Genomic DNA, 18,045 nt, shown 5'->3' on the forward strand with positions numbered 1-18,045 from the left:
GGCCATGCGCTGCGATACCCTATGGCGAAACGCTCGACTCACGACGATGGTCGGCGACGGACTCGGCGTTGTCGACAGTGGCGTCGTGGCGCAGCAGGGCGGTCGGATCGTCTATGCGGGGCCGGAGACCGGCGTCGAACTGGAACCCGCCTCCGTGGTCGATTGCGAGGGGCGGTGGATCACTCCAGGCCTGATCGATTGCCATACGCACCTCATCTACGGCGGTGATCGCGCGGCCGAATTCGAGCAGCGACTGGCCGGCACGAGCTATGAGGAGATCGCCCGCGCGGGCGGCGGCATCGTGTCGACGATGCGCGCGACACGGGCGTCTAGCGAGGAAGCACTCGTCGACACCGCACTCCCGCGGCTCGATGCGCTGATCGCAGAGGGTGTGACGACGGTTGAGGTTAAGTCGGGCTATGGACTGTCAACCGCCGACGAATTGAAATCCCTGCGAGCAGCGCGAGCGCTTGGGGTTCAGCGCGACGTGCGGGTGACGACGACGTTCCTCGGTGCGCATGCCCTGCCGCTCGAATGGGCCGGGGACCCCGATGGCTATATCGCGCTTGTCTGCGACGAGATGATCCCGGCTGTGGCCGAGGCCGGCTTGGCCGATGCGGTCGATGCCTTTTGCGAGGGCATCGGCTTTTCGGCCGCTCAGGTCGCGCGCGTGTTCGCGGCTGCCCGGCGGCACGGCTTGCCGATCAAGCTCCACGCTGAACAGCTGTCCAACCTGCACGGCGCTAAAATTGCCGCGCAGCATGGTGCCCTGTCGGCAGACCATCTGGAATGGCTCGACGACGCTGGGATCGCGGCGATGGCGGCGAGTGGGACGGTGGCGACATTACTGCCGGGTGCCTTCTATTTCACGCGGGAGACCAAGCTGCCGCCGGTCGACGCGTTGCGCAGCGCCGGCGTCCCGATCGCTGTCGCGACCGATTGTAATCCGGGCACGTCGCCGCTGACGTCGATCCTGCTCGCGATGAACATGGCGGCGACCTTTTTCCGCCTGACCGTCGATGAATGCCTGCGCGGCGTCACCGTCAACGCGGCACGTGCCCTCGGCCTGAGCGACACGATCGGCACACTGGAGGCCGGCAAGGCCTGCGATCTCGCGATCTGGGACATCGAGCGGCTCGCCGAGCTGGTCTACCGGATCGGCTTCAACCCTCTCCACCAACGCATTCGGAACGGCCGATGATCGTCCTTACCCCCGGTACCGCAACCCTTTCCGACTGGCGCGCCGTCTATCGTGGCGAGCCCGTGGCGCTGCATGAAAGCTGTCGTGACGCGATCGCGGCCAGCGCGGCGTCGGTCGAACGGATCGTCGCGCTGGGGCGTCCGGTCTATGGGATCAATACCGGCTTCGGAAAGCTGGCGAGCGTGCGGATCGAAGCCGACGATCTCGCGACGCTCCAGCGTAACATCGTGCTCAGCCACGCCGCCGGTGTTGGCGCGCCGAGTCCGCGCGCGATCGTTCGGTTGATGATGGCGCTGAAGCTGGCGAGCTTCGGCATGGGCGCGTCGGGCGTCCGGCCCGCGACCGTCGTGATGATCGAGGCGCTGCTCGCTGCCGATGCGCTGCCGGTGATCCCCTGTCAGGGGTCGGTCGGGGCGAGTGGCGACCTGGCCCCCTTGTCGCACATGGCGGCGGTGATGAGCGGGGTCGGCGAGATCGATATCGCCGGTCGCATCGTTCCGGCGGCCGACGGTTTGGCGAAGGTGGGTCTGACTCCGCTGGAACTGGGGCCGAAGGAGGGACTTGCCCTCCTCAACGGAACGCAATTCTCAACGGCGAATGCGCTGGCCGCGTTGTTCGAGGCGGAAACTGTGTTCCAGGCCGCACTGATCACCGGCGCCCTGTCCACCGAAGCCGCCAAGGGCTCCGACGCGCCGTTCGACCACCGCATCCACCGCCTGCGCGGCCATGCCGGCCAGACAGAGGTCGGCGACGCGCTGCGCGGGCTGATGGCGGGATCGGCAATCCGGGCGAGCCATCGCGAGGACGACCCGCGCGTGCAGGACCCCTATTGCCTGCGGTGCCAGCCGCAGGTGATGGGCGCGGCGCTCGACGTGCTCCGTCAGGCCGGGCACACGCTGGAGGTCGAGGCGAACGGTGTCAGCGACAACCCGCTGATCTTCGCCGACACCGACGAAGCCCTGTCGGGCGGCAATTTCCACGCCGAGCCTGTCGCCTTCGCCGCCGACATGATCGCACTGGCGATCTGCGAGATCGGCAGCATTTCCGAACGTCGCATCGCGATGCTGGTCGACCCGGCGCTGTCGGGCCTGCCGGCGTTCCTGACGCCGCGGCCGGGGCTGAATTCGGGTTTCATGATCCCGCAGGTGACGGCGGCGGCGCTGGTCAGCGAGAACAAGCAGCGCGCCTATCCGGCGAGCGTGGATTCGATCCCGACCTCCGCCAATCAGGAGGATCATGTGTCGATGGCGGCGCATGGTGCGCGGCGGTTACTGGAAATGGCGGCGAATGCGCAGGCCGTCGTCGGGATCGAGTTGTTGGCGGCTGCGCAGGGGTGCGACTTCCACGCGCCGCTGCGATCGTCGGATGCACTGGAGCGAGCGCGGGCGTGCCTGCGTGGGCAGGTGTCGACGCTGGATGAGGACCGGCACTTCCATCCGGATATCGCGTCGGCGACAGCGTTGGTGCGGTCGGGGGCTTTGGTCGAGGGGATCGGGGTAAATCTCCCGGGAGTTTGCGCGTGAGCAATCCTCCCCGGGACGGGGAGGGGGACCGTGCGGAGCACGGTGGAGGGGGCTCTCCCCACGTGAATCCCTCGCGGCCCGCCCCCTCCACCACGCCGCTTCGCGTCGAGTGGCAGGTCGGATCGTCCCCCGGACGATCCTCGAACGCCCAGGGCGCGTTCGACCTGCCACTTCCCCTCCCCGTGCCGGGGAGGATCGAGGTCGAGCGGGGCGATGCACCCCTGATCGTCGCCTTCCCGCATACCGGGACCGATCTCGTTGATTGCGCGGACGCGTTCGTGTCGCCGTGGCTCGCGCGACGGGATGCCGACTGGTACATCCACCAGCTCTACGCCTTCGCCCGCGATCTCGGCGTGACGACCGTCCGCACGACCATTTCCCGCAGCGTGATCGACGTGAACCGCGATCCGTTGGGGGTGTCGCTCTATCCGGGGCAGGCGACGACCGAACTCTGTCCGACGACGACCTTCGATGGCGAGCCGCTCTATCCAGCCAAAGGGCCGGACGCCGATGAGATTGCCCGGCGCCGTGCGGTCTATTTCGATCCCTATCACACCGCCCTGTCCGCCGAGATCGAGCGCCTTCATGCGCGATACGGCCATGTCGTCCTCTACGACGCGCATTCGATCCGCAGCCGAATTCAGCGCCTGTTCGATGGCGCGTTGCCGCAGTTCAATATCGGTACGAACGGCGGCTCTACCTGTGCGCCTCGTCTGACCGCAGCGGTCTCCACGGCGTGCGGCCCGGACCAGATCGTCGACGGACGGTTCCGCGGCGGCTGGACGACGCGTCATTACGGCCGGCCCGAGCAGGGCGTCCATGCGATCCAGATGGAACTCGCGATGCGCGGCTATATGGCCGAGCCCGACACGCCGGACGAGAGCAACTGGCCGACCCCGATGCTCGACCAACCCCCGATCGCGCCGATGTTGCGCGCCGTCCTCACCGCCTGCCTGGATTTCCGCCCATGACACGTCTCGACCCCATCCGAGTCATCAAGCCCGCGACCGGCACGACTCTGAGCGCCAGGAGCTGGCTGACCGAAGCGCCCTTGCGGATGCTGATGAACAATCTGCACCCCGACGTAGCCGAGCGGCCCGAGGAGCTGGTCGTCTATGGCGGGATCGGGCGGGCGGCACGCGATTGGGAGAGCTACGACCGCATTGTCGAGACATTGCGTCGGCTGGGGGACGACCAGACGCTGTTGATTCAGTCCGGCAAACCGGTCGGCGTGTTCCGCACGCATCCCGACGCGCCGCGGGTGTTGATCGCCAATTCGAACCTGGTGCCGAAATGGGCCGACTGGGCGCACTTCGACGAGCTCGATCGCAAGGGGCTGGCGATGTACGGCCAGATGACCGCGGGGTCGTGGATCTACATCGGCACGCAGGGGATCGTTCAGGGAACCTACGAGACGTTTGTCGAGATGGGTCGCCAGCATCATGGCGGCGACCTGTCGGGCAAGTGGCTGCTGACGGCCGGACTGGGCGGCATGGGTGGCGCCCAGCCGCTCGCGGCGGTGATGGCGGGCGCGTCGTGCCTCGCGATCGAATGCCAGCAGAGCCGCATCGATATGCGGCTGCGGACCGGATATCTCGACCGCGCGACGACCAGCCTGGACGAGGCGCTGGAGATCGTAACTACCGCAACCGCGCCGACGTCGGTCGGGCTGCTCGGGAACGCCGCCGAGCTGTTGCCGGAGATAATGGCGCGCGGCGTGCGCCCGGACCTGCTGACCGATCAGACCAGCGCGCATGATCCGGTCAACGGCTATTTGCCGGCCGGGTGGACGGTCGAGCGTTGGCTGGCGACGCGCGAGCAGAACCCCGAGGCCGTCGCCGAAGCCGCCAAGGCATCGATGGCGCGGCATGTCAAGGCGATGCTGGCTTTCCAGGCCGCCGGCGTGCCGACGGTGGATTACGGCAATAACATCCGCCAGGTCGCGAAGGACGAGGGCGTGGCAAACGCCTTCGATTTCCCCGGCTTCGTGCCGGCCTATATTCGCCCGCTCTTCTGTCGTGGGGTCGGGCCGTTCCGCTGGGCGGCGCTGTCGGGCGATCCGGAGGATATCTATCGCACCGATGCCAAGGTGAAGGAGCTGCTGCCCGACGACACGCACCTGCACCGATGGCTCGACATGGCGCGCGAGCGGATCAGGTTCCAAGGCCTGCCGGCGCGCATCTGCTGGGTCGGGCTCGGCGATCGCCATCGGCTCGGGCTGGCGTTCAACGAGATGGTGGCGTCGGGCGAGTTGAAAGCGCCGGTTGTGATCGGACGCGATCACCTGGACAGCGGCTCGGTCGCCTCGCCAAATCGCGAGACCGAGGCGATGCGTGACGGGTCTGATGCGGTCAGCGACTGGCCGCTGCTCAACGCGCTGCTCAATACCGCCAGCGGCGCGACCTGGGTATCGCTGCACCATGGCGGTGGCGTCGGCATGGGCTATTCGCAGCATTCGGGGATGGTGATCGTCGCCGATGGCACGCCCGAGGCGGCGAAGCGGTTGGAGCGGGTGTTGTGGAACGATCCCGCGACCGGCGTGATGCGGCATGCGGATGCGGGCTACGACATCGCGCGGGAGTGCGCGCGCACTCAGGGGCTCGACCTGCCCGGCATCCTGTGACGGAACCGGGGCGGGCGGGGGGCTTTTCCTTCGGCGAAGGAGAGCCCCGATGGCCGACAGCGAATTCACACCGACGATGAAAATGGCCGCGAATGCGAAGCGCGGGCTGAAGCTGCACGAGAAATTCGATCGCGGCGGGACCGAGGTGGGGGTGAAGCGTGCCCATCAGCTGGCGGACCGCAAGACCGTCACCGCCGCCGACGTGAAGTCGATGCACAGCTATTTCGCGCGGCACTCGGTCGACAAGGATGGGAAGGGCTGGGGCGATGCCAAAGACCCGTCGGCGGGCTACATCGCGTGGCTGTTATGGGGCGGCGACGAGGGAAAGACGTGGGCGGATGCCAAGCGGAAGAAGCTGGAGGACTGAGTCCACTTAAAGACCAAAGCGTTCGTGCTAAGCCCGTCGAAACACCGTTCTTCGCGTCGCCAACGTCTCGCGGGCTTATCGCAGTACGGTGCTTCGACACGCTCGGCACGAACGAATGAGTTGAAAGTCGGCGGTCAGGCGTCCGCCGTCCCCGGCTCCGCCATCTTGCGATGCTGTTCGGCTTTCACCGAATCCGGGGTGATTCCCGACAGCGCCGCCTGAACCTTGTTCTTGAACCCCGACACGACGCTCGCCTTGCCCGACATCAGCGCGTCCCAGCCGTGCTTTGCGGTATCGGCAGGATCTTCCTTCTTCGGATCGGTGCCGACGTCCGTATCCATCATGTCGGCGCGTTCGAAGAACTCGGTGTCGGTCGGCCCCGGCATCAAGTTGGTGAGCGTGACGCCGTCGACATCCTTCAATTCGTTCTGGAGCGCGGCGACCAGGCTGTCGACGTACGCTTTCGACCCATTGTAAACCGCCTGGAAGCTGCCGGGGATGTAGCCGGCGATGGAACCGGTCACCAGCAACTTGCCGGCGTTGCGCGCGACCATGTCCTTCAGGACCGTGTGCAACAGATAGGTCGTGCCGGTAACGTTCGTGTCGATCACATGCCGCCAGTCCTGCGGGTCCTGATCGAGGAAGGCACGGCCGAGACCGTGTCCGGCATTGGCGCACAACAGATCGATCGTCCGGCCGTTTGCAGCCTCCAGTAACCGGTCGACGCCCTCGAAGGTCGAGAGATCGACGTCGAGCGTCTCCGCGCCTGCCGGAACGTCGGTGAAAGGTGTGTCAGCGGCGAGCAGCAGGTCGTACCCGTCCGCTGCCGCCAGTTTCGCGAGCTCATAGCCGATGCCGGTCGAGGCGCCGGTAATTATGCCGAATTTTGCCAAATCAGGTCTCCTGTTCAGGCGCCGAGGCCGGGTTTGAGAACGATCTTGGTGACCTCGTTCTGCTGGTCGTGGAACATCTTGTAACCCTCCGGCGCCTGCTCCAGGTCCATGCGGTGCGAGATGAGGAAGGTGGTGTCGATCTTCCCTTCCATGATCGCCGCCAGCAGGCCGGGCAGGTAGCGCTGCACGTGGGTCTGACCGGTCTTCAGGGTCAGCCCCTTTTCCATGAAGGCGCCCAGCGGGAATTTATCGACGAAGCCGCCGTACACTGCCGGCATCGACACACGCCCGCCCTTGCGACAGGCCAGGATCGCCTGGCGGATCGAATGGATGCGGTCGGTGCCGAGGAAGGTCGACGCCTTGATCTGGTCGATGACGTTGTCGACGAAGAAACCGTGCGCCTCCAGGCCGACGGCGTCGATGACCGCATCGGGACCGATCCCGCCGGTCATCAGCATCAGCGCTTCGTAGGTCTGGGTTTCCTCGAAGTTGATCGTCTCGGCACCGAACTGCTTGGCGAGCGCCAGGCGGTTGGGAAAGTGATCGATCGCGATGACTCGCGCCGCGCCCATCAGGAAGGCGGACTGCACCGCGAACAGCCCGACCGGGCCGCAGCCCCACACCGCGACGGTATCGCCCGGCTCGATATCGGCGTTCTCGGCGGCCATCCATCCGGTCGGCAGGATGTCGGACAGGAACAGGACCTTGTCGTCGTCGATACCGTCGGGGATGACGATCGGGCCGACGTCGCTGAACGGCACGCGGACATATTCCGCCTGACCGCCGGCATAGCCGCCGGTCATGTGGCTGTACCCGAACAGGCCCGACATCGGCTGGCCGTAAAGCTCCTGCGCGATATCCTGATTGTCGGCGGGCAAGCCGTTGTCGCAGGCGGAGAATTGCGTCTTGCTGCAATGATAACAGCTACCGCAGGCGATGGTGAAGGGCACGACGACCCGCTGCCCCTTCTTCAGCGTCGACTTCGCGCCGACCTCAACCACCTCGCCCATGAATTCATGGCCCAGGATGTCGCCTGCCTTCAGCGTCGGGATATAGGCGTCATAAAGGTGAAGGTCCGAGCCGCAGATCGCGGTCGAGGTGATCTTGATGATGGCATCACGCGGATTGAGGATCTCGGGATCCGGGACCGTGTCCATGCGAACGTCGTGCTTGCCGTGCCAGGTGAGCGCCCTCATGCGTCGCGTTCCTCATGTTCGGCGCGGTTGCGCGCGCCCGTGGCGATCTCGCCGGTTTCCATCAGTTGCTTGAAGCGGCGCAGGTCGCGGCGCGCCTGGATCGCTGGTTCTCGCTGGAACATCTTGGCGATGACCTTGCCGATCAGGCCGGCAGGCGGGTCATAGGTGATCGTCGCGGTAACGACGGTGCCGCGTGCGCCCGCGTCGCGGAACTCGACACGGCCGGCGTTGGCGACGTCGGCACCCTCGGCCGACTCCCATGCGATGAGCTGGCCATCGCGTTCCTCGGTGACGATCGCATCCCACTCGACCGTCCGGCCGCCCGGCGCCTTTACCACCCAGTGCGAGCGTTTCGTATCGATAGGCGAAATCTCGACCACATTGTCCATGAAGGTTGAGAGGTTCGCGAAGTCGCGCCAATAGGCGTAGAGTTCGTCCGCGGGCTTGTTGATCGTGACCGCGCGGGCCGCGATGCTGTCGCCCTTCGATCCGCCGAAGGCTTGTGCTTCAGCGGCGGTGACCGACGAAGCCTTGGCCGTCGCCGGCGGAGCGTCGTCCTGTCTGGTATCTGTCATGGCTGGTATCCTGCTGCGATCGTGGCCGAATCGTTCCGCCCCGGCTCCCCCGATCGAATGGCGGGCGGGTGCGAGGCGCGGCGGTCAGACGCTGCTCGGACCATTTCGGGTTCCGGGTTCAAACCCATGCCATCCTCCTGAAAAGCGCCGACGAGCGCGGGAATGACAGGTCAACACGGCCCGGCCGCGGGAGTTTCTCTCGTTTCGCAAAGGGTTGACCCCGATCAACACGATTTGCCGACGGGATTAGTCCAATTACCCCAGCAAGCTAGTATGCTAATGTTTATTTTCGTGAGAATGCGTTTCATTGCCTTAGGTTAATGCTCGAACCTTAGACGGGAACGTACCGATGAAGAATGAATAGCATCACACTCTTCCCCAGCCAGACGAGCGACGCGCAACAGCGTGACGGCGCGTCCATCCTGATCGACCGCCTGTCGCGCCACGCCCCCCTGGACGGTGCCGCCGTGGCCACCCTGAAGGCCTTGCCCTGGCAAATCGCCGAGGTCGGGACCAGCCGCTCAGCCCGTGTCTTCGACGGATTGCGAGACCGGATGCTCGTCGTCCTATCGGGCGTCATGTACCGTCACGCGATCGTCCGCTCGGGGGCGCGGCAGGTCGTATCGCTACATCTGACCGGCGAGATCGTCGGGCTGGAGCAGGTGCCGCCGGGAAATACCGGTCTTGGCGCCCATGGACCTGCGCAGGTCGCAGTCTTCGAGCCTGCGGCGTGGCGGGCGGCGATGATGCGGCATGCCTCGATCCGCGATGCGGTCTACAGCGAAATTCAGACGAGCCTTGCCGTCTCGCGGGCGTGGTTGACCAACAATTGCCGGCGCGAAGCCGCTACCCGCGTCGCACACCTGCTGTGCGAGGTGGCGCAGCGCACCGGGGTCGCTGCCCTGCCGCGGTTGACGCAGGAATTTCTCAGCGATTGCGTCGGGTTGACGTCAGTTCATACCAATCGCGTGCTGCGGCGGCTGGAGGCGATGAATTGCCTGCGCCGCGATGGCGATCGCTACAGGATCGTCGACACCCATCGCATGAGCGAATTCGCCGAATTTGATGCCGGTTATCTGACACCGGTGCCTGTGATCGCTTAGCGACCGAGGATCGAGCGGTAGAGCGCGATATAGGCGTCGGCCATATGTTCGACCGAGAAGCGGTCGACGATGGCTTGGCGGATGCGGGCGCGGTCGAGGTCGGCCGCGCGATCGATCGCGGCGACCGCTTCGGTCGGTGACTGGACCAGAAAGCCGGTGACGCCGTCCTCGATCAGTTCGGGCATCGAGCCGCGGCGGGTGGCGATGACGGGCGTGCCACAGGCCATCGCTTCGATGACGGACAGGCCGAACGGCTCGTCGAAGTTGATGAGGTGGAGAAGCGCGCGCGCCGATCCGAGCGCGCGGACGCGCGCCTCGCCTCCGACCGCGCCGTGATAGCGAATCTGCTTTCCGTCGATCGCAGGCGCAACCTCGCGGTCGTGATAGGCGGCGTCTTGGACGATCCCGTACATGTCGAGCCCTCGGCCGCTCGCGCGCGCGGCGGCGATGGCTTCTTTCGGACCCTTGTCGGGATGGATGCGGCCGAAGAACAGCAGATCCTCGCTGCCGTTCGCGTCGAAGGCGAAGTCGTCGATCGGAATGCCGTGATGGATCGTCGCGGCATAGCGCAGTGCCGGATGCCGGTCGGCCTCGCTGATCGCGACGTAATGGACGCGATCCTGATAGGGCTCGTACATCGGCAGGATGCGGTCGGAGGAAAAGCCGTGAATGGTTGTCACCAGCGGCGTGTCGACGAAGGGCGCGAAGGCATGGGCGGGGAAATCCGCCTGATTGTGGATGATGTCGAAGCGGTCGGCCTGGGCGAAGACATGGGCGAGATGTCGGTATTCCCACACCTTGGCATCGATACTCGGGTCTTCGGAATAGGGGGCGGGGACGACCCCATCGAGCGTGGCTGCGGTCTGGCTGTCGAGGGTGGCGAACAGCGTCACGTCCACGCCGCGCGCGACGAGCGCCTCGGTCAGCAGGCTGGTGACGAGCTCCCACGGCCCGTAATGGCGCGGCGGTGTGCGCCACGCGATGGGGGCCAGCATCGCGATCTTCATGCGAGTATCAGTCCTTCGTTCGGTGCCAGCCTGCCCGGTTCAGGCTCGCCATCGAGGGTCGAGAGCAGGACAGTACCCTGCCAGGGGCAAGTCACGGTCGTGTCCGTCAGGTTGAGCAGCACGCGAATCCGCCGGCCGTCCATGATCCGGTCATAGGCCAAGACTCCCGGCGGCGCGTCGACCATCGTCATCAAGCCCGTGACAAGCGCGGGAGTCTTGCGGCGCAGGTCGAGCAGTCGGCGGTAGAGAGTCAGCATCGACGTCGGATCGTCTTGCTGCACGGCGACGTTGCGGGTCGGCCAGTCGGGGTTGAGCGGTAGCCAAGGGTCGCCGGTGGTGAAGCCGGCATTGGTGCTCGCATCCCACGGCATCGGCGTGCGCGATCGGTCGCGGCCGATGTTTAGCGTCGGCTGGCGAAAATGCTGCGGGTCGCGGATGCGGTCAGTGGGAATGTCGACGCGGCCAATTCCGATCTCGTCGCCCTGATAGAGCGTCGGCGTGCCCCTCAGCGTCAGCAACAGCATCGCCGCGACCCGCGCCTGAGCCTCACCCACGCGAGCGGCAATGCGGGCGGCGTCGTGACTGCCGATAACCCAATTGGGCCAACCATGCGCCGGGATCGAGGCGTCATAGGCGGCGATCGTCCGGCCGAGCGTGGCAGCTTCCCACGATGCCTCGACGAGGTGAAAGTTGAAGGGGAGGTGGACTTCCGCGCGGTTGGGGGGGCCGAACCAGCGAGCCAGGCGATCGTCGGAAAGGAAGATTTCGCCGATCAGCACACGGTCGCCGTAACTTTCGGCGAGCGCGCGCATCTCGGCGGCGATGGCGTGGGCCTCCGGCTGATCGGTCGAGAAGCGCTGGATCATGCGATCGCGCTCGGTTTGGGTCGGCGTCCAGGCCGGGTTGGGTGGATTGTCGGGCAGCCCCTCTGCCTTGACGATGTGCCAGAGCACGTCGAGCCGGAAGCCGTCGACGCCGCGGTCGAGCCAGAAGCGCAGCACGTCGAACATCGCGCGTTTGAGGTCGGGATTGCGCCAGTTCAGGTCCGGCTGCGAGGGCAGGAAGGCGTGGAGATAATATTGTCCGCTACGCTCGTCCCATTCCCAGGCCGAGCCGCCGAAATCGCTGATCCAATTGTTGGGTGGTCCGCCGTCGGGGGCGGGGTCGCGCCAGATGTACCAGTCGCGCTTGGGATTGTCGCGCGATGAACGGCTTTCGACGAACCACGGGTGCCGAGCGCTGCTGTGGTTCGGGACATGGTCGAGGATCAGCTTTAGGCCGCGGGCGTGAACCTCAGCCAGCAGCCGATCGAAGTCGCCCAGATCGCCGAACATCGGATCGATGCCGGTATAGTCGGCGACGTCGTAACCGAAATCGTCCATCGGCGAAGGGAATACCGGCGACAGCCAGATCGCATCGACGCCGAGCGACGCGACATGATCGAGCCGGCGGATGATCCCGTCGAGATCGCCGACGCCGTCGCCGTTCGAGTCCTGAAAGGATCGCGGATAGATTTGGTAGATGACGCCCGTCTCCCACCAGGGGCGCGCGGTCGGTGTGGCGGGGTCTGGCATCGCGGGGGACTACCCTTGGTGGACGGATGAGTTCCGCTTCAGCCGCGCGACTGGTCGGCAAGGTCGCGCCGGCGGGCGGGAAGGCCCCACCACGGCGTGCCCGGCGACAGGTGATGCTCGTGGTGATAGCCGCCGAAGTGGAAGCAGGTCAGCAGCGACACGATCGGTCCGATGCTCAGGCTATGCGTGCGGTGATGATCTGCGAAGGGCGCGGCGCGCTCGCGATGCGGCATCCAGGTGCCGAAGACGAACAGCTGCGCCACCGCGCCCAGCGCCGGGATCGCCCAGAATATGACGATGTTACCGAGCGGCGCGCCGAGCAGCAGCGTGTAGATCAGCGCGACGATGGTGATCCGTACGATCTGCCCATGGGTATAATAGGTGCGGAAGAATTGCAGAAACCACCCTGCAAGGCTCGGGTCGCCGGCGTGGAAATCCGGATCGCCCGCGCCGCCGGCATGGCGGTGATGGTCGTGATGTTGCGGCAGCAGTGCCGCATAGGACAGGCAAGCGTAGAGCGCGAGGCTGACCGTGCCAATCGCGCGGTTCAGGCGCGGATGGGTCGGCGCGAGCGCGCCGTGCATCGCGTCATGGGCGATGATGAACAGGCCCGTGCTGAGCCATGTCTGGACGAGCACCATCGCCGCCGCGACCGGAATCATTCCCACTGACCAGCGAAAGAAGAAGATGCCCGAGATGTGGATCGCCAGCCAGCACACGATGATCGCGGCGGCCAGCGCGACGCCGATCCGGGTCTGGCGGCGCAGGGCTGTGCTCACCGTCCCGTCGCGGCCTTCAGCCGCTCGGCATTGGCGCGAAGCTGGGCCTTCAGGACCGATGGGCTGCGGGCGAAGAGGAAGCCATGGCTGACCGTACCCTCCTTGCCCTCGACCGCGTGGTGGAGGCGGTGCGCCTGGAGCAGGCGCTTGAAATAGCCGCGCTTGGGGACCCAGCGGAACCCGCCGCGCTGGTGGACCAGCATGTCGTGGACGAAGGCGTAGATGCCGCCATAGACGGTGATGCCGAGCGCCGCCCACCAGAGCGGCGGCCACCACAGGCCGACGACGAACATCACGATCGGCACGATGGCGAAGACGACCGCGTAAAGGTCGTTCTTCTCGAACCAGCCGTCATGATCCTCGTGATGCGACTTGTGCCAGCCCCAGCCCCAGCCGTGCATGACATAGCGGTGCGTGGCCCAGGCGAAGCATTCCATGAACAGCACCATGCCGATCACGATCGCGAGTTTCTCGAACCAGGTCATCGCAGTTCACATAAGCCATCCGCCCCCGCGATGCGAGAGCGGGTGGCAAAAACTCAACCGCTCGAAACCTCCTTCAGTCCCCCGCCGAGCGCAGTGTAGAGCGATACGTCGTTCTGAAGCTGCGCACTCCGTAGCTGGAGCAGCTGTTGTTCCGCGGCGAACAGATTGCGTTCGGCGTCGAGCACTTCGAGATAGATCGCCAGGCCGTTGTCGTACCGCAGGCGCGCCACGCGGACGAGGCGGCGCTGGGCATCGATCGCGCGAGTCTGTGCGTCGATCTGCTCAATGTAGCGGCGGCGCGCGACGAGCGCGTCGGCGACTTCGCGGAACGCAGTCTGCGTCGCCTTCTGATACGCGGCGACCAATTCGTCCGCCTGTGCCCTGGTCAACGCAACTCCCGCGCGCCCCTTGCCCCAGGTCAGGATCGGCTGGGTCGCATTGGCGCCGACGCGGTATTGGAGCGAGTCGCCGCCGATCAGGCTGCCGAGCGCGGGCGAGATGAAGCCGAGCAGGCCGGTCAGCGTGATGTTCGGCAGGAACGACGCGCGGGCGACGCCGATATTCGCGTTGGCCGCGCGCAGTCGCTGTTCGGCCTGAAGCACGTCCGGGCGATTGACGAGGAGTGCGGAGGGCAGGCCGGGTTCGATCGCGGCAAACTGCCCCGGATCGCTGAGCGGGCGCGCCGCAGGGAGCGGGCCGGGCAGGGGGCCGCCGACGAGGACGGTCAGCAAATTCTCGCTCTGCGCGGTCGTGCGGCGCAGCTCGGCCAACTGGGTCTCGGCCTGCGTCACCAACAGCCGCGCCTGGTCGAAGTCGACCGTGGAGGTGACGCCGGCATCCATCCGCTTGCGCGCGATCGTCACCGCATCGCGTCGGCCGGCCAGCGTGCGTTCGGCCAGCGCGATCTGTTCCTCGCCTGCACGGATTTGCAGGTACGTGGCGGCAACCTGCGCCACGAGCGAAATGCGGAAGGCGCGCTCGGCCTCCACGGTCGCGAGATATTCCCGGCGCGCCGCCTCCGACGTGTTGCGCAAACGGCCCCAGAAATCGAGTTCGTAGCTCGGCACCTGCACGCCCAGCGAGAACTGGTTGATCGTGAAGGCATCGGGCGTGCTGCTCGGGGTCGGCGTTCCGGTTCCCGTGCCGCTGTTCGTGCCGCCGATCGGGAAGCCCAGCGCGTTGATCGGCTGACGGGTGCGGGTCGCGCCGGCGACGCCTTCGACTTGCGGCAGGCGGTCGGCATCGGTGATCCGGTACTGCGCACGGGCCTGTTCGACCCGCGCGACCGACTGGGCAAGGTCACGGTTGTTGGCAAGCGCAGCAGCCAGATAGGCCTGGAGCCGCGGGTCGCCGAAGAATTCGCGCCAGCCGATATCGGTCGCCGCCCGCGTGCCAGCCGTCGCTTCTGGGAAGGTCGGTGCGACGGGGGCGACGGGCTGGACATATTTTGGCGTGAAGTTGCAGCCGGCGAGCGAGGCCAGGCCGGCGAGCAGGATCGCCTTACGCATGGGCGGGGGTTCCTTCCGAGCGATCGCCCTCCGGGCCATCGTGATGCGCCGCCGCCGACGTCGGCGCCTTGCGCGACAGCCAGCGCCGCGCGGCGAAGTAGAAGACGGGGGTGAAGAAGATGCCGAGGATCGTGGCGGCAATCATGCCGCCCATCACGCCGGTACCGACCGCATGGCGGCTCGCCGCACCCGCCCCGCTGGCGATCACCAGCGGCACCATGCCGAGGATGAAGGCGAGCGACGTCATGAGGATCGGACGCAGGCGCTGGCGCGATGCCTCCAGCGTCGCCTCGCGCACCTTTTCGATCCCCTCTCCGGGTTGATGCTCCTCGTCGTCGATCGCGAACTCGACGATCAGGATCGCGTTCTTCGCCGCAAGGCCGATGATCGTGATCAGGCCGATGTTGAAATAGACGTCGGCCGACAGCCCGCGCAGCATGGTGAAGACCACCGCACCCAGCACGCCGAACGGCACGACCATCAGCACCGAGAAGGGGACAGCCCAACTGTTGTAGAGTGCGGCCAACAACAGGAAGACGACGATCAGCGACAGGCCGAGCAGCAGTCCGATCTGGCCGCCCGCCTGCTTTTCCTCATATGCCGTACCGGTCCATTCATAGCCGAAGCCGGGCTTCAGCACCTGATCGGCGATCCGCTCCATCTCCTTCAGCGCCGCGCCCGACGACTGGCCCGGTGCCGCCTGGCCCGAAATCGTCAGCGACGGATAGCCGTTGTAGCGCTGGAGCTGGGTGGCGCCGGCTTCCCACGAGACCTTGGTGAAGGCTGAGAAGGGGACCATCGACCCCTGCGCATTGCGGACGCGCAGCGCGAGGACGTCTTCGGCCTTCATTCGGTTCGGTGCATCGGCCTGGAGGTAGACGCGCTGGACCGTGCCCTGGTTCGAGAAGTCGTTGGCATAGGCCGAGCCGAAGCTGATCGCGAGGGTCGCGTTGACGTCGGCGATCTGTAACCCCAGCGCGCGGGCCTGGACGCGGTCGATGTCGACGTAGAGCTGAGGCGATGGCGCCTGCCCCTCGGGGCGGATGCCGGCCAGGATCTTGCTTTGCGACGCCGCGCCCATGATCGCCCCCATCGCCTGCTGGAGCCCGGCCGGATCGTTGCCCACCCGGTCCTCCAGCTTCAGCGAGAAGCCGGTTGCGTTGCCCAGCGCCTGGATGGCGGGCGGATTGAGCGCGAAGATGGTCGCGCCGGTGATCCCGCTGGTCGCGCCGAAGGTCTTGCCGACGACGGCGTTGACCGAATTCTCCGCACCATGCCGGTCGGCATAGGGCTTAAGCATCACGAAGGAGAGCGCCGCCGACTGGCCCTGGCCGAAGAAGTTGAAGCCAAGAACCGAGATTACCCGGTCGAACTGCGGCTGCTTCATCAGGAACGCTTCGGTCTGGCGCACGGCCGCTTCGGTCCGCTCGGTCGTCGCACCCACAGGTGCGTCGTAGCTGACGACGAAATAGCCCTGATCCTCCTCAGGCAGGAAGCCGCCGGGAAGGCGCAGGAAGAGGAGCGCGGTGACGCCCAGCACGGCGAGGAAGACAGCGAGCCAGCGCAAGGGGCGCGACAGCATGCCGCCGACGCCGCGGATATAGCGATCGGTCGCGTTCTGGAACCGGTCGTTGAACCAGTTGAAGAAGCGCTGCGGATAGCCGCGCCAGCCGTCGCGCGGCTCTGGCGTGACGCCCGGCTCATGCTTGTGCGGCTTGAGCAATGTCGCGCACAGTGCCGGGGTCAGCGTGAGGGCCAGGACAGCGGAGAAGAAGATCGAGACGGCCAGCGTCACCGAGAACTGGCGGTAGATGCCGCCGGTCGAGCCGGGGAAGAAGGCCATCGGGATGAACACCGCGATCAGTACGAGCGTGATGCCGATGATCGCGCCGCGGATCTGGCCCATCGCCTTGATCGTGGCCTGGGCGGGCGGCAGCCCTTCCTCCGCCATGATGCGCTCGACATTCTCGACCACGACGATCGCATCGTCGACCAGGATGCCGATCGCCACCACCATCGCGAACAGCGACAGCGTGTTGATCGAGAAGCCGAACATCCACAGGCCCAGACACCCGCCCGCCAGCGCGATCGGCACGACGATCGCCGGGATGACGGTCGAGCGCCAGTTCTGGAGGAACAGGAACATGACGAGGAAGACGAGCAGCATCGCCTCGACCAGCGTGCGGATCACGTTGTCGATCGAGGTCGAGATGAACGGCGTCGTGTCGTAGGATACGTCCCAGGTGATGTCGGCCGGGAAGGTGCGTTGCAGCTCCTTCATCCGCGCGCTGACGGCATCGCGGGTGGCGATCGCGTTGGCACCGGCGGCCAGCTGGACGGCGATACCCGCCACCTTGTCGCCGTTCAGCGAGGTCGAGAACTGGTAGTTGTCGGAGCCGATCTCGACCTTGGCGACGTCGCCCAGCCGGACGGTCGACCCGTCGGTATTGGCCTTGATGATGATCTGACGGAACTGCTCCGGGGTCTGGAAGCGGTTCTGCGTCACGATCTTGGCGTTGAATTCGGTGCCGGGCGTTGTCGGCTGGTCGCCGATACCGCCGCCGGCGGTCTGGCTGTTCTGCTCCTGCACCGCGAGCAGCACGTCGGACGGCGACAGGTTGAAGCCCGACAGCTTCGCCGGGTCGAGCCAGATGCGCATCGCCTTTTCGGAGCTGAACAGCAACGTGTTGCCGACGCCGGGGACGCGACGGATTTCGTTGACGACCTTGGTCGAGGCGAAGTCGCCGAGTTCGAGCGCGGGCGTCTTGCCGGACTTCGACCGCAGCGTCAGCACTTCGAGGAAGCCCGACGAATTGTCGGTGATCTGAATGCCCAGACGCCGGACATCCTCCGGCAGGCGCGGTTCGGCGCGGTTCAGGCGATCCTGCACCTGGGTGCGGGCGACGTCGATGTCGGTGCCCGACTGGAACGTCAGCACGATCTCGCCGGTGCCGTTCGCGCGGCTGGTCGACGACATGTAGAGATATTTGTCGACGCCGTTCAGCTCGCGCTCGATCACCGACGTGACGTTCTTGTCCATCGTCTCGGCATCGGCGCCGTTGTAGTTATAGGTCAGCGTCAGCGACGGCGGGGCGACCGAGGGATATTGCTCGACCGGCAGGTTAAGCAGGGCCATCGTGCCGAACAGCGCGATGAAGGCGGCGATCACCCAGGCGAAGACCGGGCGGTGAACGAAGAAACTGTCCATGAT

General features: G+C 66.1%; 15 protein-coding genes. 6 read left to right on the plus strand and 9 right to left on the minus strand.

The genetic code is table 11. The features are described 5' to 3' along the window. Nucleotides 1–4: 4 nt before the first annotated feature. The 5 genes from hutI to ACFSC3_RS06195 all read left to right on the plus strand — a co-directional run bounded on the left by hutI (nt 5) and on the right by ACFSC3_RS06195 (nt 5,714). A complete protein-coding gene (hutI, locus tag ACFSC3_RS06175) occupies nt 5–1,201 on the plus strand; it encodes an imidazolonepropionase (RefSeq protein WP_380939676.1) in 1,197 nt (398 codons plus the stop codon). Beyond that, complete coding sequence (gene hutH / locus ACFSC3_RS06180) at nt 1,198–2,724, plus strand: histidine ammonia-lyase (protein ID WP_380939516.1); 1,527 nt, start codon at nt 1,198–1,200, stop codon at nt 2,722–2,724. The genes hutI and hutH overlap by 4 nt, the downstream gene beginning before the upstream one ends. A 182-nt stretch (nt 2,725–2,906) precedes the next feature. Then, complete coding sequence (gene hutG, locus ACFSC3_RS06185; RefSeq protein ID WP_380939677.1) at nt 2,907–3,695, plus strand: N-formylglutamate deformylase; 789 nt, start codon at nt 2,907–2,909, stop codon at nt 3,693–3,695. Then, nucleotides 3,692–5,347 carry a urocanate hydratase gene (gene hutU, locus ACFSC3_RS06190; protein ID WP_380939517.1) on the plus strand — a complete coding sequence of 552 codons (1,656 nt, stop codon included), beginning with the start codon at nt 3,692–3,694 and terminating at the stop codon, nt 5,345–5,347. Before hutG ends, hutU begins: the two co-directional genes overlap by 4 nt. 49 nt (nt 5,348–5,396) lie before the next feature. Beyond that, the gene (locus ACFSC3_RS06195) at nt 5,397–5,714 is read left to right on the plus strand and encodes a hypothetical protein (protein WP_380939518.1); all 318 of its coding nucleotides are present in this window, start codon (nt 5,397–5,399) and stop codon (nt 5,712–5,714) included. A gap of 134 nt (nt 5,715–5,848) precedes the next feature. On the opposite strand, the gene ACFSC3_RS06200 is transcribed toward ACFSC3_RS06195, so the two are convergent. Genes ACFSC3_RS06200 through ACFSC3_RS06210 form a run of 3 tightly spaced genes read right to left on the minus strand, consistent with a single transcriptional unit; the run spans nt 5,849 to nt 8,378 of the window. Continuing rightward, nucleotides 5,849–6,607: an SDR family NAD(P)-dependent oxidoreductase gene (locus ACFSC3_RS06200; protein WP_380939519.1), complete on the minus strand. Its 759-nt coding sequence runs from the start codon at nt 6,605–6,607 to the stop codon at nt 5,849–5,851. Nucleotides 6,608–6,621: 14 nt separating this feature from the next. Next, entirely contained in the window at nt 6,622–7,803 is a 1,182-nt protein-coding gene (locus ACFSC3_RS06205; protein WP_380939520.1) for a zinc-dependent alcohol dehydrogenase, read from the minus strand. Continuing rightward, nucleotides 7,800–8,378, minus strand: a complete 579-nt coding sequence (locus tag ACFSC3_RS06210) for an SRPBCC family protein (RefSeq protein ID WP_380939521.1) — start codon at nt 8,376–8,378, stop codon at nt 7,800–7,802. The genes ACFSC3_RS06205 and ACFSC3_RS06210 overlap by 4 nt, the downstream gene beginning before the upstream one ends. Nucleotides 8,379–8,734: 356 nt before the next feature. On the opposite strand from ACFSC3_RS06210, the gene ACFSC3_RS06215 reads away from it, so the two are divergent. Then, nucleotides 8,735–9,481 carry a Crp/Fnr family transcriptional regulator gene (locus tag ACFSC3_RS06215; protein ID WP_380939522.1) on the plus strand — a complete coding sequence of 249 codons (747 nt, stop codon included), beginning with the start codon at nt 8,735–8,737 and terminating at the stop codon, nt 9,479–9,481. On the opposite strand, the gene ACFSC3_RS06220 is transcribed toward ACFSC3_RS06215, so the two are convergent. The 6 genes from ACFSC3_RS06220 to ACFSC3_RS06245 are packed head-to-tail and all read right to left on the minus strand — an operon-like array spanning nt 9,478 to nt 18,042. Continuing rightward, nucleotides 9,478–10,488: a glycosyltransferase family 4 protein gene (locus tag ACFSC3_RS06220; RefSeq protein WP_380939523.1), complete on the minus strand. Its 1,011-nt coding sequence runs from the start codon at nt 10,486–10,488 to the stop codon at nt 9,478–9,480. The genes ACFSC3_RS06215 and ACFSC3_RS06220 overlap by 4 nt on opposite strands. Beyond that, nucleotides 10,485–12,062: an alpha-amylase family glycosyl hydrolase gene (locus tag ACFSC3_RS06225; RefSeq protein ID WP_380939524.1), complete on the minus strand. Its 1,578-nt coding sequence runs from the start codon at nt 12,060–12,062 to the stop codon at nt 10,485–10,487. Before ACFSC3_RS06225 ends, ACFSC3_RS06220 begins: the two co-directional genes overlap by 4 nt. 38 nt (nt 12,063–12,100) lie before the next feature. After that, nucleotides 12,101–12,841: a fatty acid desaturase gene (locus ACFSC3_RS06230; protein WP_380939525.1), complete on the minus strand. Its 741-nt coding sequence runs from the start codon at nt 12,839–12,841 to the stop codon at nt 12,101–12,103. Then, entirely contained in the window at nt 12,838–13,326 is a 489-nt protein-coding gene (locus ACFSC3_RS06235) for a sterol desaturase family protein (protein ID WP_380939526.1), read from the minus strand. The genes ACFSC3_RS06230 and ACFSC3_RS06235 overlap by 4 nt, the downstream gene beginning before the upstream one ends. A gap of 53 nt (nt 13,327–13,379) precedes the next feature. Further along, on the minus strand, nt 13,380–14,834 hold the full coding sequence (locus tag ACFSC3_RS06240; protein WP_380939527.1) for an efflux transporter outer membrane subunit: 1,455 nt from the start codon (nt 14,832–14,834) through the stop codon (nt 13,380–13,382). Next, nucleotides 14,827–18,042 carry a multidrug efflux RND transporter permease subunit gene (locus ACFSC3_RS06245; protein WP_380939528.1) on the minus strand — a complete coding sequence of 1,072 codons (3,216 nt, stop codon included), beginning with the start codon at nt 18,040–18,042 and terminating at the stop codon, nt 14,827–14,829. Before ACFSC3_RS06245 ends, ACFSC3_RS06240 begins: the two co-directional genes overlap by 8 nt. Nucleotides 18,043–18,045 lie beyond the last annotated feature (3 nt).

Origin of the sequence: Sphingomonas floccifaciens, from assembly GCF_042681125.1 — a bacterium.
Classification (GTDB): Bacteria; Pseudomonadota; Alphaproteobacteria; order Sphingomonadales; family Sphingomonadaceae; genus Sphingomonas; species Sphingomonas floccifaciens.